At 55.5% G+C, this 23170-nt stretch carries 8 protein-coding genes; 6 read left to right on the forward strand and 2 right to left on the reverse strand.

What is annotated here, in order from left to right; all coding sequences use genetic code 11:
- Positions 1-403: 403 nt before the first annotated feature.
- The 4 genes from RBB82_RS23675 (at position 404) to RBB82_RS23690 (ending at position 15236) form a co-directional block, all read left to right on the forward strand.
- Positions 404-4357: a carboxypeptidase regulatory-like domain-containing protein gene (locus RBB82_RS23675; protein WP_433975573.1), complete on the forward strand. Its 3954-nt coding sequence runs from the start codon at positions 404-406 to the stop codon at positions 4355-4357.
- 150 nt (positions 4358-4507) lie between these two features.
- Positions 4508-8305: an Ig-like domain repeat protein gene (locus RBB82_RS23680; RefSeq protein ID WP_433975574.1), complete on the forward strand. Its 3798-nt coding sequence runs from the start codon at positions 4508-4510 to the stop codon at positions 8303-8305.
- A gap of 131 nt (positions 8306-8436) precedes the next feature.
- On the forward strand, positions 8437-12204 hold the full coding sequence (locus tag RBB82_RS23685; protein WP_433975575.1) for a hypothetical protein: 3768 nt from the start codon (positions 8437-8439) through the stop codon (positions 12202-12204).
- Between the two features lie 86 nt (positions 12205-12290).
- Positions 12291-15236, forward strand: coding sequence for a glycoside hydrolase family 44 protein (locus tag RBB82_RS23690; RefSeq protein WP_433975576.1), 2946 nt, complete (start codon positions 12291-12293; stop codon positions 15234-15236).
- 3 nt (positions 15237-15239) lie between these two features.
- On the opposite strand, the gene RBB82_RS23695 is transcribed toward RBB82_RS23690, so the two are convergent.
- On the reverse strand, positions 15240-16262 hold the full coding sequence (locus RBB82_RS23695) for a LacI family DNA-binding transcriptional regulator (RefSeq protein WP_433975577.1): 1023 nt from the start codon (positions 16260-16262) through the stop codon (positions 15240-15242).
- Positions 16263-16405: 143 nt separating this feature from the next.
- Positions 16406-17464, reverse strand: coding sequence for an ROK family protein (locus RBB82_RS23700; protein WP_433975578.1), 1059 nt, complete (start codon positions 17462-17464; stop codon positions 16406-16408).
- 545 nt (positions 17465-18009) lie between these two features.
- Here RBB82_RS23700 and RBB82_RS23705 point away from each other — a divergent pair.
- Together RBB82_RS23705 and RBB82_RS23710 are read left to right on the forward strand one after the other, a co-directional pair.
- Positions 18010-21564 (forward strand): glycosyl hydrolase 2 galactose-binding domain-containing protein, encoded by a 3555-nt coding sequence (locus RBB82_RS23705; protein WP_433975579.1) that lies wholly within the window; start codon positions 18010-18012, stop codon positions 21562-21564.
- 13 nt (positions 21565-21577) lie between these two features.
- Complete coding sequence (locus RBB82_RS23710) at positions 21578-22747, forward strand: glycoside hydrolase family 5 protein (protein ID WP_433975580.1); 1170 nt, start codon at positions 21578-21580, stop codon at positions 22745-22747.
- Positions 22748-23170 lie beyond the last annotated feature (423 nt).

The following is a 23170-nucleotide window of genomic DNA, read 5'->3' on the forward strand; positions in this document are numbered from 1 at the left end:
TCTTTGTCTGACAGATGCAGCTTGTCCTGTTACCCATTTGCAATGGGGAAGTGCCAACCGCAAATCTCTTCGGAGTGTCGGCTTACGAGCGAATTGATCGGGCCGGTCAACCGAGGGTATAGAGCGGCTTACTACGCCGATCAGCGACTGTATAAAAAGTGCATTGGTCCATCGGTCCGAGTGGCCTGCGTCCGCGGCCCTTGTTCCATTGATATCCATAACAATTGGCAAAATTACTATTTCTTTACTTGACGACCTTAGATTCAGCCCTCCATAATTCTCGTCGCATTCAATTCATTATAAAAAGCCCATTTCTAAGGTGGATTGCTTTTGTGTACTTTTGTGATCGTTATCAGGAACTGTTTCACCCAGGTAATTGGAAGTCAAGCTAGGGGGTTGTACGATGACGTTATTTCCTAAGACTAAGACCAGACGGGTAGCCGCATTGGTTGGGCTTCTCATGTCTGTGTTCCTGTTGTGGCAATTGCCCGCTCAGGCTCAGGAGACTACCGGGACCGTGACCGGAGTAGTGAAAGACTCCACCGGTGCTCTGATTCCGCATGCGGCGGTAGTCCTCATGAATCTGGAAAACAAATCTGAGCGTAGAACGACAAGCAATGCTTCGGGAAATTTCACCATCGCGTCGGTGCCCTCCGGGCTCCAATATCAGATCACCATTTCAATGAATGGCTTCGAGGGCTGGGAGTCGCAGCCGTTTCCGTTGCGTCCCGGGGACCAGGTGAGTTTCACCGACGTCAAATTGAACGTAGGCGCCCTCTCGGAACAGGTGACGGTAGAATCGACGGCGAGCCAGGCTGTGAAGCCTCTGGATACCCCTGAGCGTAGCGATGTGATTACAGCGAAGGACCTTGAGACGCTTGCGATTCAAGGCCGTGACGCGACCGAGCTCATCCGCATGCTCCCGGGTTTTGCGTTGGTCAGTCCGGGTCTGAATAATCAGTCTCCTAACAATGCGGTCGTGGGTGTAAGTGGTGCTACCACAGGCAGCTATTCGTCAAACGGCACTGGCGTGACCGGAATCGCCACCATCCTGGACGGTGTCTCTCTGACTGACATCAGTAGCAACGCTGGAACAACGCAAACCGTGAACGCCGAGATGGTTTCAGAAGTCAAAGTCTCGACGTCCAACTTCAGCTCAGAATTTGCGCATGGTCCCACAGTGATCAATGCGGTCACAAAATCCGGTGGGACGGCTTACCATGGTTCGGCGTATCTATACGCTCGCGATACGGTCCTTAATGCCAATGACTGGTATAACAACTTCCTTGGACAATCGCGACCAGAGGGCCGCTATTTCTACCCGGGCGGTACGATAGGTGGGCCGCTCTGGATTCCGCACACCAGGTTTCGCCGCGACAATACCAAACTCTACTTCTTCGCAGGCTACGAGTATGTCAATCAGCTCTTCTCGCCCGAGACGCTGGGCTCATGGGTTCCTACGAAGGCAGAGCGCTCCGGCGACTTCAGCGTAGCTTCGCTGAATGCTCAGCTCTGCGGTGCGCGCCCGGATGGTGCTGTTAATCCCAACGCCATCCTTCCCATGTGCAACGGTGAAAACTTCCTCCCAAACGGGAACCCGGTCGCGAACGGAAATCTGACTGGGCAGGGTAATGGAAGCGGAATCGCGCTGCTGAACTGGTTGCCGTTGCCAAATGCAGACCCATTTACCAACATCAGCGGCTACAACTACGTCCAAGAGGTCTTACAGCAGCAGAACGGCTCGATGTTTCACGCTCGTGTCGATTTTACGCTGAATGATAACAACAGGCTCTCCGCAACCTATGGTCTTCAGAGGCAGGTTACTCAGAATCCGGTCGCGTTCGGTTCTGCGCCACAGAATTCTGTACTCTTTCCCGGTCAGGTGACGAGTGGCGACATCTCCAACATTGTGTCGCTTACGTACACTCACATCTTCAGTGCAAGCCTCACCAACGAGGCAAATGTAGCACTGTCTCTGATCAGCGATCCAGGCAACGAAGGCAATCCTGCCGCGGTCAGCCGCTTCAGTATGAATGGCTACAATTGCAATGATGCAGGTCTGCGTGCCACGGGAAGCTGCGGCTCCAGCGGTAACGGAAACTTCAACTATCTCGGCGAATTCAAGAACGCGGGTGACTATTCAGTGCCGGCTCTGTCGGACTTTAGCCAGCTCGGTTATCCGAACCTTTTGATGCCCGGCGGCTTCTACAACAACGAGGTACACATAAAGAAGGAAGTCCCAGACATCCAGGATGCAGTTACCTGGGTGAAAGCGGCCCACGTCTTCAAGTTTGGGGTTTATTACGAAAAGGGCATCTTCAATGGGCTTGCCGACCCTGGCGCCTTTCCGCAAGGGGAGTACACCTTCAACCCGCAAAACAACTATTACGACTTCAGCCCTACCGTGGGCCAAAATGCCCAGTTCACCGGCTGCGAGAATCCAAACCCGTTAGGAAATGGCCGCAACTCGGGTGCCGCTTATCTCGGTGCCTGCATGAATCCAAACGCGCTCATGTATCTGGGTTATGCGGATACTTTTACCCAGACGAATTTCTCGCCCATCGTCGACATGCAATACACGACGTTGGCCGGATTCGTGAACGACTCATGGAAGGTTCACCACCTCCTCACCCTGCAGCTTGGAGTTCGTATCGAGCATCTTGGTCCTTGGATCGATCGTCATGACAATGGCCTTGCGGTCTTCTCTCCCAGTCTGTATGGCAGCCAGTGTAATGGCCGTGTCTGCGGAAGTCAGAACGATCCTGGGATCACGTGGCATGGGATCGATAGTTCGGTTGCGAACTCCGCCAATAGTCCCGCGACCGTGTATGTTTCGCCTCGTGTCGGCATGGCCTGGGACATCTTCGGCAAAGGTAATACGGTACTTCGCGGCGGGTGGGGCATCTATCGCCACGAAGAGGAGTTCAATCCCTACGCTCTGGCGGCCGCCACAGCACAGGGCTACAAGACAACTTTTCAGCAGGGACAGGAGAGCTTCGACGCTATCGACAGGCAGTCGCCGGTCAATCCCTCCGACTTCAGCGTTTATACTATTTCGTCAAATGATACTGTGCGGCCGGTCTATTACGAGTACAACGGGGCTATCTCCCAGCGTCTAGACTCCCCCCGTTCTAAGCTGCAATCTCTCGTTGAGATTGCATACGTCGGAAGTAGTAGCCGAAACCTGAGCACGTACAACAATCAGGCGAGCGGCTATAACGGCGCGTCGGATATGAACCTGATCCCTGCGGGCTTCTTCTTCAATAATCCTGCGGGAAACCTCGAAAATCTCACGAGCGGGCCTTCAGCGGTCCCTCCTCAGCCTGATTCTCTCGCCAGTCTGACCACCGCCCAGAACGATTTCTTCCGGCCATATCCCTTCTACCAACACGTCTACGCTTTGAAGCACAACTACTACTCTAGCTACAACAGCCTCCAAGTGAGTTGGAACGGAACGAGGGGTCCTGTTCAGTTCGGGGCAAACTACACGTTTTCCAAGGATCTTGCCACTGCTGCTTCTTACAACAATGTGATTCCGGATCCGCTCAACTTGCGGAATGAATATAACCCTGTACCGTTTGACCGTACTCATGTCTTCAACATTCATTATTTGGTCGATCTTGGTAAGCGATATCACGGCGACAGCCATTTTCTTTCGCAGACTATTAATGGATGGCAAATATCCGGTATCTCAAGCCTCCAGAGTGGTCCGCCCCTTGCTTCGCTGCAAGGCGAAAATTTCGGCTTTGGATTTGGTCAGATTCAACCAGTGCAGGTTTCCACTTCGCAGCAGGAGTCGCAAACGGCGGAGATGTCGTGCGAACAAATTTACGGGATCCCTCCCGACAAGAATGGCAACCACTACTGTGTCACGAACATGAACCCAACAGTATGGCTGGGATCACCTGACTACCAGTTGATGCCGACTGTCCTCTGCAGTCCGACTAGTGGGCTCAAAAAGAAACAGTTCATCAATCCAACGTGCTTTGGACTTCCGCAGCCAGGTGGCCCATCCACTGGTTCCGAAGCGCTGTCGTCCAATCCCACCGGTCAAGGGCAGTACCGTTTGCCTTACATCCATGGGCCTGCTTATGCCCGCCACGACTTGACGGTCTTGAAGAATTTTCAAACCGGAGATAAGAAGAACCTTCAACTTCGGTTGGCGGCGTTCAACTTCCTCAATCAACCACTTACTTCATTCAACAACAATGACACAAGCAATCTACAGCTTGCGTTTCAGGGTGCGACTGTGGGGAAGGCGCTCTCCGTCAACGACCTAACTCACCAAAACTTTGGAACCGCCAATATCAAATATGGATCGCGTCTTTTAGAGTTGAGCGCCAAGTTCCAGTTTTAGAGTAATTGTTCGACAGTCTATCGCGCGAAGTGGCGCGAGCGATTTGTTTGTGCAGAAAAAGATTGGGCTGCAGTTCTCAGGCAGCTAACTGTGAGCCGGCTGAAACGCCACTCACAGCGGTTTAGATCGAGATCGTTCTGGAGGAGTTTTATGGCCATCGGGTCTGCAGTGTACTTCCGCCGGCTTGTGCGCACCGGTTTATTGGGATTCATCGGGATGTTGATAGGATGCGGTTCCGCCATTGCGCAGACGCCGATTACCACTGGCTCGCCCATCCCAACGACACACCCCACATGGGGACAGATCATGAAAGTCCAGGTCGCGAAAAACGGTAGTATCGTGTTCCTGGATTGGTCGACCAGCGGCCTGTACCAGCTACGGCCTGGTGCCAGCACGTTCACCACGATCGCCTCCGGTGCACCTCTCGAAGCGTCTGGCTCCTTCTGGAATTCAGGCATGACCATGGATGCGAAAGACACCATCTACATTGCGGATCGTTATGGCACAGCCCACTTCTTCCGTATTCCTTACAATCCCGCAGACGGGACCTGGGATTTCACTTCGGCCAACGCCTACGGTGCCACGATCGGTAACGGCAGCGTCCCTTTGAATACCTATGACGTAGCTTTTGTGAACAGCAGTGCCATGGATGGGAGTGGAACCTTGGTCGTCTCCACGGAGACAAGTCCTTCCATTTGGACGGTACCGGTTGACAATCAGGGAAACCCAGGCATGCCCACGATCATCGTTAAAGGCCTGAAGGCAAGAGCAGTACAGATTACTGCGGATGTGAATGGAAATATCTATTTTTTGGAAGACGAAACCGTTGGCGCGTCGTCCCGCGTCACGGGAGTCTTCTTTATTCCAGTCGGCACAAACAATATTTCTGGAGCTGGAGATGGGTCCGCCGAGGCCCAAATCTTGCGTATAGATCCCACGACTAACAACGATCAGTTTGACGGAATCACCCTTGATACCGCCGGCAATATTTACCTCACAAGCCAATCCGATTCGAATGGTGGCGCCTTCAACGGCGTCCTTATGGTGCCCAATGTGAGCGGGAGCCCCATCGGAGTCAGCGCTACCAGCTTCGATTTCAATCAGGCCAGCTTTCTGGCACCTGTCCAGAGCAGTGCTCCCCTCGCGATTGACCCTCGAGGCTATCTTTGGATTCCAACAAGTACGAGCGGGTGGACGCCCCCAGGATCGTTGGCATACCCGGGAACCGACAACATAGTGCTGTGGCAGATGGGAGCTGCCAACGCGGGTACGTCGCCGGTCGGGACCGCAGGCGCTCCCGGCACTGTCTTCTTCAATTTCAGTCAGGCAGTGACCCCGGGTAATATCGTCTTCGCACAGCCGGGCACCGGGTCTGATTTTATTGCTTCACCGACAAATCCCATCGCGGATTCCAGCGCGACGACGCCGCAGCTGCCCTGCACGGGTGGCAAACAATATACGGCATATACCACCTGTCCTTACTGGGTGTCGCTCAATCCACGTCTCCCGGGAGCTATCTCCGGTGAACTGATGATGCTGGATTCTAGCAACAAGATCATCTCTCAAACGAATACATATCTAAGCGGAATTGGACAGGGCCCGGATATTTCACTGATGGTTCCCACGAGCCAGACTGCGTTAGGAAGCGGTCTTGTTTCGCCTCAGCAGGTTGCTGCCGACGCGTCTGGCAACTCATATGTGGCGGATTCCAGCTTAGGGAAGGTACTGGAATTCACTCCTGGATCTACATCGTCCTCGGCTGGTGTATCAATTGGAACCGGTCTCTCAGCTCCGACGGGAGTAGCGGTTGACGGCTCAGGCGACGTATACATCGCCGACTCCGGCAAGGTCATCGAAGTTCCGTTCGTAAACGGTGCGTTGAACGCCGCCGGCCAGACAACTCTCCAAACGGGACTGGGTAAAAATCTCAGACTCGCTGTTGACGGGGTAGGGAATGCATTTGTGACTGACCCGGACAACTCTCGCGTCGTCAAAATCTCGAACGCCTTGACCACCTCCGTGGTGAACGGCATTGTCACGGTGGGTTCGGGTTTCAGCAAGCCCTCCGCGATCGCGACTGACAACTCCGGAAACATCTTCGTCGCCGATGGCACTACTCTGTCAGAGATCACTGCGACATTCGATGGTCCACCGGTGGCCATTACGAAAAGCCTGTCCGCTCCCGTGACTGGTCTTGCAATTGATCCCTCCGGGTCGGCAGATGTCGCCCAGACCGGAGGCATCATTCGCATTCCAGCGACAGGTGGAATCCTCGACGCGAATAGCGCCGTTGCTATCGACAGCGGAGTTGTGACCGCGCCCAATGGTTTGGCGATCGATTCCTCCGGAAACCTTTATGTCGCTGACCTCACCGGCGGCAAACCAAACCTGTTACTTCTGGGCTTAAATGCATCTGTGGACCTTGGAGAGGTTAGTCCCTTTGTACCAAGCAATCCGGTTGACGTCGACGCCTTCAACATCGGAAACCTGCCTCTGTCCATTATGCCGGACCCGACCTTCGCCGGTACGAACGCGGCCGAATTTTCCGTGACGCCGGCGATTCAGAATTCTTGCGACACGACGGGAGCGACCCCCGTCGCTCCCGGCTCCTCCTGCATTGTGGATGTGGTCCTTACCGCTGCCAGTTCGACTCCAGCTATACGCAGCGGAACGATGACCGTTACGTCGAATGCAATCAATACACCTTCAGCGACTGCGTCTCTGGCCGGTACGGCAGTGGACAACCTGGAAAGGTCCACGGTTACTCTCGCTGTGAATCCGTCAACCGGCGTGACATATCCCGGCACCACAACCGCAACCGTGACAGTTGCACCTACCGTAAGCACCACGATGCCTACAGGACAGGTGATTCTGACCTTAATCAACCAGAACGCCAAACTCCACCAGACTACTGTGTTGCCGGCGGGTACGCTCTCCGCGGGGATTGTTACCTTCAACCTGCCCGGGATACTAGGAGGAACCTACACGGTCCAAGCCGTATACCACGGTGATGCGAATTTTAGCGGAGGTCTTGTTACAACGACCCTGACAGTCGCCCAGGCAACTCCAACCATCATGCTCAGCGAGCCAAGCAACATTACACCGATCTTGGGTGTCTATTATGTGCCGGTCGGATCGAACACCACACTGCATGCTTCGGTCACCTCGACAAAGGGAGAACCAACAGGAAACTTCACTTTCATGAACGGATCGGCGATTGCGGATTCAAAGCAGAATCCCGTGACGCTCGATGCGGATGGAAGCGCTACCTTCTCCACGGCGAATTTGACGGCAGGGACCTACACTCTGACGGCGGTCTACAACGGTGATCAGAACTTCTCTTCCGTTACGTCTCCTGTGATTACCTTCCAGGTGATCCCACCAAGCGTCCTCATAACTGCCAAGCCTGCCAGCGTTACCGTCACAGCCGGTACCCCGGTGCAAGCGACATTCACTCTGCAGTCGTTGGTAGGGTACGCTGCCCAGAACTCACTGTACGGCGGCGTGTTTATCGCTTGCGACAACACCACAGTGCCTAAGTATTCGGAGTGTACGTTTGATATTCCTCAGATTCAAGTCGCCGCAGGTGGAAGCGGAACAAGCACCCTTACGCTCAGCACCAACCTGCCGGTGAATGTCGCCACCTCGCAAAGCAAGACGTCTCCGATTGCCTTTGCGGGCATCTTTGGGCTTGGTTTCCTTGGATTTGCATTCCGCCGCAGGGCAACCCTCCATCGCATAGCACTTAACACGTTGTGCCTGATGTTAATGCTTATCGGACTATGCATGGGAATCAGCGGATGCACCAATGCGGGCTACACCACCACACCTCCTGCGCCTCACGTTGTCACGCCAGCCGGTCCTTATAACGTTCGAATCTACGCTACGGATCCTCACGACGGTTCAGTCAAGACGTTGCCCTTCACTCTGTCGGTCACGGTGAAATAGGCGCATGAAATCGCAGAAGAAACGGGGCTTTCGGGTAGCAAAGCAAACAGTCTCCGAAAGCCGCGAGACAAATGCAGATCCTATTGCCGGTACCGGGCAAGCTGGGTCTGAAATTTCTAGGGAGAAATGACATGTTCACGACGTCTTTCACATCGCTGCGCAGGCTCTCGGCGCATGTGCTTACTCTTCTGCTCTCCTCGGTCTGTCTATGCGCGGATGTCGCTGCACAGACACCGTCGGTGATCTCCAGTTCCGCTGCAGCTTTGCCTCACCCCAGTGGATGGGGGCAGATATGGAATAGCGCAATCGACAGCGAGGGCGACTTTGTTGTTTTGGATTGGGTGAACTATGGCATCTACGAGTTTCCGGCGAATGGCGGTCCGGCCATCACTGTAGCAGCGCCAGGTCAGTTGGTTGCAGGGAGCACCGGAAATTACTGGGACTTGGGAATCGGAATCGACAAAAACGATCGAATCTTTACGGGCGCCAACTATCTTAGCCAGGAGGGACTCTTCAGCGCACCATATGACCAGGCAACGGGTACATGGGATCTTTCGACGTACACGGAGACGGCGGAAGATGCGGTGAATCAAAGCTTCTTCCAATCCGCTGCCATTGCCGCCGTTCCCAACGCAACGACCTTAGTCATCGGAGACGAAGATGGCACAACTGGTATTTTCACCGTTACCTATGATCCCGTGACGCTCAAGTTTACGACACCTCAGTACGTCCTTACGGGGATGAAGAAACGCGCGCGCAGCATTGCAGTTGATGCTGCTGGCAACATCTACTTCTATGAAGATGGGGGCGCCCCGGGCGTTCTGCGCATACCTGCAGGCACCACTGGGTTGACAAGTGAGAGTGCGCTCATTCGCGTCGATCCAAACCTCAACAACATTCAGGGCGTGACCGTCGATGCTACAGGGAATGTTTACGTCGCAGACCAATCGGCAGGCGTATTTCTCGTTCCTAACGAGTCAGGTACACCTAATCCGGCTCATTCGGTCCTGCTTACCCCGGCACAGGCGCAAGGAACGCCTAGTCTGGACCAGGCACGAGGAATTCTCTACGTCCCCACAGCGGGTTGGAACGGGTTCATGGACGTCGTCAAGATTTACCTCAACCGTGTAGAACTGGGGTCAGCGGCGGTGGGTGCCACGAGCGCTACAGCCGGAACTGTTTATTACTCGTTTAGCGGCACAACTACTCCTCATAGTTTCGTGATTGAAGAAGCTGGATCGACAGGCGACTTCACTGTGACCACTGGCGGTACCTGCGTAGCTGATACCGCTTATGTTGCCAACAGCTCTTGTACATTGAATGTAAATCTGGGCCCTCACACGGTAGGGGATGTCTCGGCGACACTGGCCATGCTGGATGCTAAAGGCAATGTTCTCGCCACAACCATTCTCCATGGAGTAGGCCAAGGATCGTCTATCGTCATAGCACCGGGTATTGAGTCCGCGATCGGATCGGGGCTACAAAATCCCAGCCAAGTCGCGACCGATGTTTCAGGCAACGTCTACGTCGCAGACAGCGGGCTTGGAAAGGTTCTCGTGTATGCCAAGGGTTCGGGGTCAACGACGTCAGCCGTCAGCATCGGAACAGGCTTGACCGCGCCTACCGGTGTGGCAGCGGATGGGACGGGGGATGTATTCATTGCCGACAGCGGCAAAGTCGTTGAAGTGCCCTATGGCCAGGGTGGCTTGAACGCGGCTGGTCAAGTCCTTCTCAAGAGTGGTCTGGGCACTAATCTCAAACTCTCCGTCGACGAGACAGGCGATGTGTTTATCGCGGATCCCGATAACCAACGTGTTGTGAAGCTCAGCAATATTCCATCTTTTGGAATCATTGGAGTGACAGAAACCGATATTGGCGGTTTCAACCAGCTGTCCGCAATCGCTGCAGACGGCGGTGGTGACCTGTTCGCGGCGAATGGGCAGAATTTGATTGCGACCTCACCTTTTGGCGTGCAGACGACCGTCCTGAACACTTTGGCCGGGGCCAATGGTTTGGCCGTCGATGCCTCTGGCGCTGTCTACATCACGTCCAGTAATGGAACAGTTCGTATTCCGAACCAGGGCGGCACACTGAACACGGCAAACCAGACCACTCTTGCGATGAGTGCGGCCCAGCCGACGTCCGTAGCCGTGGATTCAATGGGAAATGTCTATGTGACGGATGCGAAGACCGAGGATGTGGACTATATCAATGCAAACGGTTTCCTCAACCTCGGGACGCTAGCCAGTGCCACCGTCACCTCGACCGGGAGTTTCACGATATTCAACGAGGGGAACGCGTCGCTCAATATCACGGGCTTTTCCAGCACTGCTGATTTCAACGCCGCATCCAGCACCTGCGTGGGCGCGCCGGTAGCCGTCGGTGCCGAATGCTCCGCAATCGTTACATTTAGTCCCGGACCAGGCGATCAGGGTAACTTGTCCGGCCAGTTGCTCGTCCAGAGCGATACGTCAAACGCTCCGATTGGCGTTAATGTCATCGGAACGGGTGCAGCTCTAGCAGCTACCACTTCCACCATCACCGTCACAACCCCGACCGTCACGAACGTTCCTGTGGTCGTCAAGGTCGTTTCGACCTCTGGTACTGGGCCAGTGCCTACCGGCAACGCGACGGTCACGGTGACTGGCAATGGGATCAAACCTGTCACGCTCACACAGCCGCTTGTGAACGGTACAGTTGCGTTCAATGAAACTACAATTTCCGCCGGCTCATACACCTTTACGGTAAGTTATGGCGGAGACAGCGTGTATGGGACATCGACTGCTTCTACGAATGCAACGCTTGGAGCCGGTGCGGTCGTGCTTATCCAGCCTCCAGCTTCCTCTGTGCCTCCCTATGTTCTTTCGAGTGGAACAGGTTCTCAACCGCCGTTCGATGGCAGCCAACAGGCGTACTACTACAATTACCCCGCCGTGGTAAAAACAGCTAATGGTGCTCCCTTGCTGGGTGTTCCCATATTCAACGGCAAGGTGCAAACGGGCACGGATTATGGAAATGTTACCTACCAGGTATCCGGAGGGGGTGTTGCGTGTACGGGAAGCAGTTCCGTTATCAGCGTGAACGCCGATGGGACCGCACCGCTCCCAACAAACTGCTTGAATATCAATACCAGCAACAATCAGATACCTAATGTCAGCACCAGTTACACGATCACACCTATGTACACTGGCAACACCGATCCGAACTATGGCGCCGTAATGGGTACTCCCTTCACGGTAATAGCGATCCGTAATCCGTCGGTGATGATCAGCTCCAACCCAAGCTCACTCATCGTCGCTGCTGGTTCTGCCACGACAGCAACACTCACGCTGACTTCTCTGCTTGGCTACGGAGTTACTGGTATCAGCGGGACCCTGAACAACTACTCGCTCCCGGTGGAGTTGGGATGCGACGCCCTGCCAGCACATGCCACGTGTAGTTTCAGTTATTCGAACCCCGATCCGTCGGACGCAAACTCAGTTGATGTCACCCCAACTGCGCCAGGTCAGGTCGTCATGACCATAAACACAAATGTGCCAGTAGGAACAACGACTGCCGCCTTGCGTCGGAGCCCAACAGCATTCGCAGCGATGTTCGGGTTGAGTTTGCTGGGATTAGCATTCGGGAGAAAGAGGACCTTGCGGGCATCTCTCTCGAGAGTCATTTGTCTGCCGCTCTTCTGCGCAGCGGTCGTTTGCCTCTCCTCCTGCAGCACCGCAAACATTACTCCTAACCCCGTCCTCACAACTCCAAAGGGAACATACACCATTACGGTTACGGCCAAGCAGACGGGCAGCATAACAGTTCCCAACCCCACGACAGGCGGAGCCCCTTTACCGGTGTACGGCAATGGGAACCAGATGTCGATTCCCTTCACCATGAATGTGACAGTCCAGTAAGGATTGGTACTCCATACCGTGTCGAGTTTATATAACGATGGAAATTGCGCGACACCATTTGATATCGATATCAGAAGGAATTTCGAATGAGAACTGATTCTCTTCTCTGGCGCTCGATGCGTTTGGGTGCAGGTTGCCTCGTACTATGGATGGTTGGTTGTGGCGGTTCCTCGAGATCGAGTCCGAATCCGCCGTCGTCTCCGCAGCAATCTCCGTTGGTTTATACGCTTACCGTGAGCTCGACCAATCCAGCAAGTGGTGTCGCGATCGGAGTTTCTCCGGTCGACGACAACGGCAGTGCTGCGGGCAGCAGCAGCTTTACTCGAACGTACAACAGCGGCACGAGTGTGACGCTGACAGCCCCGGCCACTTCAGGCACAAATACTTTCTCCTCTTGGGCTGGATGCACTTCAACTACGGGAACCATCTGCACTGTCATGATGAGTGCTAACGCGACAGTCACGGCGAACTACACTACTACTCTCCCGCTCACATATACGCTTACTGTGAACTCGACCAATCCAGCAAGTGGTGTCGCGATCGGAGTTTCTCCGGTCGACGACAACGGCAGTGCTGCGGGCAGCAGCAGCTTTACTCGAACGTACAACAGCGGCACGAGCGTGACGCTGACAGCCCCGGCCACTTCAGGCACAAATACTTTCTCCTCTTGGGCTGGATGCACTTCAACTACGGGAACCATCTGCACTGTCATGATGAGTGCTAACGCGACAGTCACGGCGAACTACACTACTACTCTCCCGCTCACATATACGCTTACTGTGAACTCGACCAATCCAGCAAGTGGTGTCGCGATCGGAGTTTCTCCGGTCGACGACAACGGCAGTGCTGCGGGCAGCAGCAGCTTTACTCGAACGTACAACAGCGGCACGAGCGTGACGCTGACAGCACCGGCCACTTCGGGCACAAATGCGTTCGCAAGCTGGAGTGGATGTAGCTCAACCTCGCAGCTGATTTGTACGGTGAACATCGATGCTAACACTACCGTGACCGCAAACTACCTCGGAAACGCTGTAACGAGCGTCAGCATCACGCCTGACCCTGGATCTGTTGTCGTAGGCACGACGGTTCAATTTCTATCAACCGTCAAGGGTGCCGGCAAGTTCAGCACGGCCGTCATGTGGTCAGTGGCCGGCCCTGCTAGTTTCAGCGCAAGTGTCGGCAACATCACTTCTGCCGGTCTTTACACGACCCCCTACCCCGCTCCCGAGAGCGTTACCATCACTGCCACGAGCATTACGACACCGGCGCAATCGGCGAGCATCACTGTGGCACTCACGCCGCCCGCGGCTACGCCGGGACCGGCACTCATGGTTGACGCCGGGAGTCAGACTCGCCCGATCAGCCCAGAAATCTATGGCATGAATGCTTACGCGCTTGATTCGACCACGGTCAATAACGCTAATCCAAGTATTATTCGCTGGGGAGGCGACGATACTTCTCGATACAACTACTTGGCGAACACCTCCAATTCTGCATCGGATTACTACTTTGAAAGCTTTACCGGCGCTGGCGGTCAATGGCCGACCGGCAACTTCAAAGACCTGGTGACCAGCGGCAGTGCCGCCAACGCGGAGGTGGTAGGAAACGCACCCGTGATCGGTTGGATCACCAACAGCTCAACCAACAACTCGGCGTGTAGTTTCCAGAAGACAACATACCCTAACCAGCAGAGTTACAATGGCGCCTGCGGTAATGGCATTGATACCGATGGAACAAACCTGGTGGGCAATAGCACGATCGCCGCGATTACCAGCATGCCGGAACCGCCACCTGCTGCACCAGCTGCCGGGACCTCGGTTGGCTCTTCGTGGGTCGGTAACTGGGTGACCAGCCTTGTGACTGAATTTGGTTTTGGTAATCCCACTACTGGACTCGGCAAAGGCGTCGCACACTGGGATCTGGATAACGAGCCGGAGTACTGGTCCGCCGTACACCGTGATGTGCATCCTTCGCCCATGACCTATGACGAGGTGACCAACGGGGGGATCGGAACCGCGCTGGCTATTAAAACCGCTGATCCTACCGCGCTGGTCAGCGGACCCGTAATCTCAGGTTGGTATAACTACTTCTACTCTACCGAGGATGTTAACGGCGGATACGGTACAGCGCCCTGCTATAAGCCGTGGAGCAACCCAGTCGACCGGGAGGCACATGGGGGCATTCCCTTAATCGAGTACTACCTGCAGCAGATGCAACATGCCCAAACCGCGTACGGCATGCGTCTTCTGGACTACGTGGATATCCATACGTACTTCGCTGCGAATTACAACGGTAGCGGGACAGGCCTGACTGCTGCCGGAGATACGGCAGAGCAGATTGTCCGGCTGAACTCGACCCGCGTTTTCTGGGATCCAACTTATACCGATCCGAACTATACGCAACCGAACTATCCAACGGATTCTAATTACACGACAAGTTGCAATCCGCCGGCACTTGCGCCGCAGCTCATTCCCACGCTGCAGTCCTGGGTCGTGAAAGATTACCCGGGAACGAAGACTTCCATCGATGAATACAACTTCGGCGGCATGGAATCGATCAACGGTGCCTTGGCTGAGGCGGACATCCTAGGGATCTTCGGCAAGTACGGGCTGGATAAAGGGATGCTCTGGCCCACGACCAACTACTCCGCGCAGGTGCCAGGCACGATTGCGTTCGAGATCTACCGGAACTACGATGGCGTTGACTCGGGCTTCGGCAATATGGCGCTGACTTCTACGAGCGGGAATCAAGGCCAACTCTCAGTCTACGGCGCGCAGCGCACCTCTGACGGCGCCGTCACTATTGTCGTAATCAACAAGACCTATGGCGCGCTCACCAGCACTCTCACGCTTCCAAATCTCATGCCGACCGGCACAGCACAGGTGTTCCTCTACAGCAGCACAAACCTTGCCAGCATTGTCGTTCAGCCGGCGCAGCCTCTAACGCCTCCAAGCCAAGGCGCAATTGCAGACACCCTGACCATGACGTATCCAGCGCAGTCCATCACTCTGCTGGTCATTCCGACGACTTAGCACTTACTTGTGCCGTATGCGGGCGCCGCAGGAACCGCGAACGATGAGTTCCACCGGAAGGACGGTGGACTTGCCTGTTTTAGTTTTGCGGGAATCGCCCAGACGCTTGAAGAGCACGTCCGCCGCAGTACGGCCCAGCAACTCACTCGGTTGTCTGACGACGGTGATGCCCGGCCGCAACAAGTCGGCAGTCTCGAAATCATCGAAGCCCACCAACGCGACACCGTTCGGCGGGTAGATGCCCAAAGTTTGCAAGCTGTGGAGCACGTGGCGGGTGGTGAGGTTGTTGGCGCAAAACAGGGCTGTGGGTTTCCGTTTCGAGGAAAGAAGTTCGCGGACTTTGACGAGTGCGTCATCGAGCGCGCTTGAGCAGATCGCCGCGACTGGTTTGAGGCCCACCGCCTCCATAGCCAGGTTGTATCCTCGGTGACGCATGCACATGGTATATAGATCGTCGGACAAACCGATGTAGGCGATGCGCTTGTGTCCAAGGGAGAGCAGATGTTCGGTTCCGAGCGCTGCCCCCCGCTGGTTTTCCACCAACAGGCTATCAAAGCCGCTGCCTTCAATCGGCCTATCGAGTGCCACGATGGGCATGCTTTTGAACTTATCTGCAAGCAAAGGTGATTGGCCGGTTTGGGGGTGCGACGGAATAACGATCAGTCCCTCAACGTTGCGACGCAGCATGCGGCTGGCTTCTTCATACTCCGTCTGAGGATCTTCGTTGGAGGTGGAAAGAACAACGGAATAAGCGTGCTGCCTTGCGACCGTGCTGATGACATGGGCGCAGCTCGCGAAGAACGGATCGAAGAGGTAGGGAACCAGGATGCCAATCTGGCGGGAGCGCTGTTCACGCAGGGAACGGGCGACTTCATTGCGCTGGTAACTCAGATGCTCGATGGCAGCGAAGACCTTGTCTCGAAGACCGTCGGTGACGTTAGCACTCCCATTGAGCACACGCGATACCGTCATAATGCTGACGCCTGCCAACTTCGCGACATCGATCATTCGTGCCGATTTAGCCATGGGATGGAAGCTCCTGTGGCAGTAGAAGCAATCGCTGCATGCGGCCTAGTGTACTGGATTCCGCACGAAACTAAAGACGGATGCGGCTAGACAGGCCGCATTTGTACGGACTGAATGCGCTGTGAGCGCGAGAAAAACAAACATCAAATGATCTCCGGTATGAGGGAGGCGTTGACAGATTGGACGTTCAACACTGCAAGGCGCGGCAGCAGCGCAGCACCGAGCAGGCCCGCAGAAGGTCCTAGCACGGCAGGGCAGATAAACGTCCGGTCTTGTTCCCGGACGTCGACTTGCGTGGGCGTTGCGAGACGATAGACGAGGCTGTAGTCGCGGACGGCGCGGAACATGGCAGGTGCAAACAGATTCCAACTGCAGGCCATACCGCCGCCCACCACAATCAAGGGCAGATCGAGTATGTTGATTAGGTTGGCGATGCCGATACCGAGAAAGTGACCGAGGCAATGGAATACCCGCTGCGCTGACGGATCGTTCCACGCCAGTTCCGCAACATCGAGCGACGTGAAGCCCTGGGATCGTGTTACCAGGGCCTTTAGCTCGGGCGTAGCATCGTTGGAGTCCGCAGCAGCGGCCGCTAGACGCAGCAGACCGTTGGCTGAGGCGTACATCTCCAGGCATCCACGGCTGCCGCAGCCGCAGAGGAGTCCCTCTGGAACTACTGTGGCATGTCCGACTTCGCCGCCCATGCCAAACATGCCATGCCAGACTCGTCCGCCAAAGATGAGCCCACTGCCGACGCCGGTGCCGAGTGTGATCATTGCCATGGAATCGAGATTGGTCGACTGCCCGGCACCAAGTTTCCATTCGGCGATCGCGGCGGCATTGGCGTCCGATTCCAGCAGCACAGGCATTTTGGTCACAGTAGCGAGTGCGTCGCGGAGCGGGAAGTTGTTCCAGCCCGGGAGATTTGGGAGCAGACCTAGTACACCTGTGCGCAAATTGATTGGCCCAGGGCTGCCGATGCCGATTCCAAGAACCTCAATGGGAGCTCCTCCCGCGGAATACTCGCGGTTCATGGAATCGATGCCCTCGGCGATCTCTTCCACGCAGGACTGTGGACCTGCGGACACACGCGTGATCATGGAACGGCAATCAATCAACTGCATGGATGCGTCATACAGGCCTACACGAGTGCTAGTGCCCCCAAGATCGATGCCGAACGTCAACTGCTGGTGGTCGACCATAGGCTACAGTCCTGTTCCTGCCCATGGCTGGGTGGACATGAGCCTGAAAGCGTCTCCGGCAGTCGAGCGCGACTGCTGGGAAGCCGCCGATGACGATGCTGGAACTGCCTGCTCATGAAGAGGTCCATAACTCAACGCTATGGATGCAATCGGAAGAGAAAGAAAATAAAAGGTCATCGCGAACTCATTTGGGATTGTGAACGTTGGGCAGTCTTGTGCGTTTCTTGTGAACGATATCACAAATGATTTAGGACGCTTTAATAGTTAGGAGGGGCAAAGTCTGTCAACTAAATGTCAATATCAGCCGAAGTAAGCGGTACAGGTAGGATTTGAGATTTATTGGCGCAAGGACATCCGCCCGACGACTTGCCTGAGGAAACGGGATTGACAAAGCTTTTGAGCTATTCGTATAAAGTGGCAAGTGCATCTCTGTTATCGATAACTAACCCGGACCGGCTCTATTTTGACTGCGTTCTTCGGTATCCCACGAAGGATCCGCGACTACAACCGATACGGACGTTTCTTATGCTCGAAGAGGGAACCGAATGAACGCAGCTGTACCTCGCGGTCGTGAGCACTTCAGTTTTTTTGCCTTATTCTTGATTCTCGTCTTTGTGTCAGCAGTATGCGCTCTAGCGCAGGCGAGACGGGTACCGGAGGTCGCCGCACCCGCGATCGAAGAACGGGTAGTGGGACCTTACGATGTTCGAGTACTTGCCGATGGCCCAGCTCTGAACGAACCTATTCCCCCGACAAGCCGGGCCCTTACCTCGACAGGCGCTTACACCATTTCGCTATGGGTGGAATTGTCTTCCGACACACCGCGCGACGTGCTTCTTGCAGGGTTCGGTGATCCTCTCGCCGAGAATTCGCGCTTCCTGGGTCTTGACAGTGGACGCCCGATGATGCGCTACGGAGTTGGAAACACGCTGGTCGCTAACTCTGCTCTGCCTTCAGGCGGGTGGCACTTCCTTGCTGCCACGTCAGACGGTACAACTGTTTCGCTTAGTGTGGACGGCAAGGAGGCCGCGCGGGGCTCCATGCTTTCCGGAGCCGTAGTTTCCCGCCTCGTGATCGCTCCAACGGCGGTCATTACCGACCTTCCTGTGATGCACTTTGGAGGCAATCTTGCGCAGGTCATGCTGCGTCCGGAAAGCGTAACGCAACAAGCCTTGAGCGAGAATGCCAGTCATTCACCCGACTCGCTGTTGCTCCATTGGCAGGACGCCTCGCTTTCGTGGCCGGTGCAGACCCGCGGGCAGGCAGGATATATTGCGCCACAAGATCCCTCACTGATGCCGACGACTTTGGCACCTTTCGGAAAGCCTTCGGCAAAGCCGCTTCCCCCGTCGACCGCCCTAGCTCTCGAACCTGTCGGACAGCAACAGTGGGCACTCCGCTCACATTGGAAGCTCACGGCAGCCCCGGACGTGGCGGCTGATGGAAGCCAGATCTCCTCCGTCGGATTCGAGGACAGATTATGGATGCATGCGACCGTTCCGGGTACGGTCCTGACCAGCATGGTGGATCGCGGCATCTATCCAGATCCCGACTTTGGCATCAATAATCTTGTCATTCCCGAATCGCTCAACAAGCAGGACTACTGGTATCGGATCGAATTCGCTACGCCTCGTGAGGTGACCGGACATCGCGTCGTGCTTACCTTCCTTGGGATCAACTACGCCGCCGAGGTTTGGTTGAATGGCAAGCGTGTCGGGAATGTGCGGGGCGCCTTCATCCGCGGCAGCTTTGATGTAACGGATCTATTGCGGCGAGCAGGAAAGAACGCTCTGGGCGTGCGCATATCGCCTCCGCCGCATCCTGGCATACCCATGGAGCAGTCGATCAAGGCTGGTCCCGGGGAGAACGGTGGTGCCATGTGCCTGGATGGGCCGACCTTCGTAGCGACCGAAGGATGGGATTGGATTCCGGCCATTCGGGATCGAAACAGCGGGATCTGGCAAGACGTCTTGCTGTCAGTCAACGGTGCATTGCAGCTGGGTGACGCCAGGGTGGTGACACACCTGCCGCTGCCTGAGACCTCTTCAGCCGACGTGAGTATCGACGTTCCCATCCATAACTCGTCCACGCAACCGGTACAGGGAAAGCTCCACGCGACCTTCGAGGGCGTCTCACTCGACAAATCACTTACCATTGCGCCGGGTGATTCTCTGGTGAGCCTCAGCCCCGCCGAGTACCCGAACTTACACCTTCTGAAGCCACGTCTCTGGTGGCCCAATGGCTATGGTCGGCCGGACCTCTATCATCTGAAGCTCTCGCTTACCGAGGGAGCGACGGTATCCGATCACAAGGATGTCACCTTCGGCGTGCGCGAAATTACCTATGAACTCAGCCTCTTCGATGACACAGGTCATCTGCGGCGGGAGGAAGTGTTTCCGACTGTCGCGAGACAGAATAAAGTAGAAGTCGTCGATGTTCGTCACCAGGCGATGCGCCAGACAGAGGAGTACTGGGCTCCGTCGCTAACCCCAGCGGGCGAGAGGTCGAGCGCCGTCACTCCAGTCAGCGACGAGCCGGGCTTCACGGACCTCGTGATCAAGGTCAACGGGGTGCGTATTGCAGCGCGCGGCGGCAACTGGGGCATGGACGACTCTCGTAAGCGCGTGAGCCGTGAACATCTCGAACCTTTCTTCAGATTGCATCGTGAAGCTAACCTCAACATCATTCGCAACTGGGTGGGTCAAAATACGGAAGAGACTTTTTATGAACTTGCCGACGAATACGGCCTCATGGTTTGGAACGATTTCTGGGCTTCCACGCAGGACTATAACGTTGAACCTCAGGATGTTCAACTCTTCCTTGCCAATGCGCGTGATGTCGTTCGCCGTTTTCGCAATCACCCGTCGATCGTAATTTGGTGCGGGCGCAATGAAGGTGTGCCGCAGCCAGTACTCAATGAAGGTTTGATCGATATGCTCGGCGAAGAAGATGGCACACGCTACTACACACCAGGCTCTAACCGGATCGATCTACGCAATAGTGGACCGTATCTCTATCAAGATCCGACGCTTTACTACACGACTCTGGATAAGGGATTTTCGGTCGAACTTGGAATCGCTTCGCTGTCGACACTGGAAAGTTTGCAAGCCTCCATCGCGGCTCCGGATCAATGGCCAGTCAGTGATGCCTGGGCTTATCACGACTGGCACCAGTCGGGAAACGGCGACGTCCACTCGTTGGTGCAGCACATGGAACAGGAGTTCGGCGGGTCGACGAGCCTTCCCGACTTCGAACGCAAGGCACAGATGTTCAACTATGTGGATCACCGCGCCATATTTGAGGGCTTCAATCAGCATCTGTTCTCGCCGAACAGTGGCCGCATGCTCTGGATGACGCAACCTGCGTGGCCCAGCAACAATTGGCAGATTTTCAGCTCCGATTACGACACACAAGCTTCTTTCTATGGCGTAAAGAAGGCTTGTGAGCCACTGCACCTTCAACTCGATCTGTCCGACTATACAGTGACCGCGGTCAATACGACCGGCGAGTCGGCGCATGGCCTGCATGTGAAAGCAACGGTCTACGACTTGTCCGGGAAAGAACTATTCTTACGCGAGGAGCCACTCGAACTTTCCCCTAACAAAGCGATGCCGCTTTTTGCGCTTGCACTTGGCCCGCTATTCATGCAGGAGCAAGCCGTGCTGGTTCGGCTGCAGATGACTGACAGCGCAGGTGTGGTTATTTCGCGCAATGTGTACTGGCTTGCTGGAAAGGAGAGCGACTACCGTAAGCTCACCTCGATGCCCACCGCGCAGCTGTCGTTGAATGCGAGTACTCACGAGATAGAAGGTGAATCCGCTATCGAAGTGGTGCTTCGCAACAGCGGAACGGTCCCTGCGCTCGCTACAAAATTGACTCTGCAAAACGCGGCCACGCACGAGCGTATTCTTCCGGCCTACTATTCGGATAACTACGTATCGCTCCTTCCCGGAGAGACCCTGCATCTCACCATCCGCTATCCTTCGGCCGGCGCCGGATCAAGAAAACTTGCACCTGCAGTGGCCGTGCGAGGATGGAACGTTCCCGAGAGTGTGGCCTACATAACGACAACCCCGTTGACCAGAAATGACCAGAAATGAGTACAGCACTCCTATGAATCGTCGCATGAAAGCAAGCGTCTTCGCCATGTGTTTCACCACTCTAGTCACTGCTGGTATTTCGAGTCCTGCCCAGACTCCTGGCGCTGGCTCATCGCTTTCACCAGAGCAGGGCCGCGGTGCCGCCATCCGTCGAGCGGCCACACTGACCAGAGGAATCAACCTCTCCGGCTGGTTTGGTGGATGGGGTGATTACTCTCAAGAACACACCTCGACCTACATCACGGCGGCCGACTTTACGGCGATGCAAACGATGGGTATCCGCTACGTGCGGTTTCCCCTCGACCCGACACTGTTGACCAAAGGTGGCCTGCTCTCACCAAAAAAAGACGAGCTTTGGAAGCGCATCGACGACGCCTTGGATCTTGCCATGAACGCCGGCCTCTCCGTCGACTTCGTTGTGTTCCCCAGAGACGATTACAAGCAGCAACTCGCCACGCAGAATGGAGTCGACCAGTTTCTCATACTCTGGCAGGTGCTCGCGAAACATCTCGTCTCACGAGACCCGGACCGCTTCTTCTTCGAGTTGATGAACGAGTCAGAGGTTCAAGACCCATATCGCTGGATCGGAGTTCAAAGCGCCGTCACTCAAGCCATCCGGCGAATCGCTCCGCAGCATACAATCCTGGCCTCCGGCGCTCATTACGATAGCCTGCCTGACCTGATCGAGACCCAACCGCTGCCAGACGCGAACGTAATTTACACCTTCCATTTCTATGAGCCATATCCGTTCACCCATCAGGGCGCACCATGGGGCTCAGTGGAATGGAATTACTACAAGGACATCCCCTATCCAGCGACATCGGAGCAGATTGCGACGCTCGAAGGCTCAATCCCTGGCGATAGTGCTCGCTACCAGCTTTATCTGTACGGGCAAGGTGGTTGGAATGCGAAAGGCATCTCGCAGCGGCTCGCATTTGCGGCGGCTTGGGGCCGCGAGCGTGGTGTTCCCATCATTTGCAACGAGTTTGGTGCCTTCCGCGATACCACACCCCCGGCTTCACGCACACTTTACCTGCACGATGTGAGAACTGGGCTGGAACAGCAGGGGATCGGCTGGGCCATGTGGGATTGGAGCGGCAACTTCGGACTCGTCACGCACAGCAATGGCATTGTTTCACTCGATCGTGAGAACGTGGAGGCGCTCGGGCTAAAAATACCCTGAAGCCACTATGACCTCCTCTCGCCACGCTTCCAGCTTTAGAGCGGCGGTCCGGCGGGTGGGATTCCACGAGAAGACAGATATGTTTTTCGCCCACAGCTCCGCCAATAGTTGGCAGAGCTTCATAGGCCGCGCGCCCTTCGATCTCATCATCTCCGGGATCACTGACTCCATGTCCCGAACCCTCTTGTGGTCTCGGACGCAATCCCTATCGCAGGGCAGTTGAACTGCCGAATCATGGCTGACGTGGGCGCCTTCTTGGAAGGATTGCCGAGAGAGATCTCACGCTGGGAATGTTGAATGGTGCGTCCATCGTAATGGGCGCAAATGTTTTTCGGCGGTCTATCGTCAGTCCTCGATCGCAAAGGCCCACAGTATCCGACGGAATCTCCTAGCTATTTGCAACAGGACTCATCGACGCAGTAT

Source organism: Tunturiibacter lichenicola (genome assembly GCF_051013355.1).
GTDB classification, from domain to species: Bacteria; Acidobacteriota; Terriglobia; order Terriglobales; family Acidobacteriaceae; genus Edaphobacter; species Edaphobacter lichenicola_F.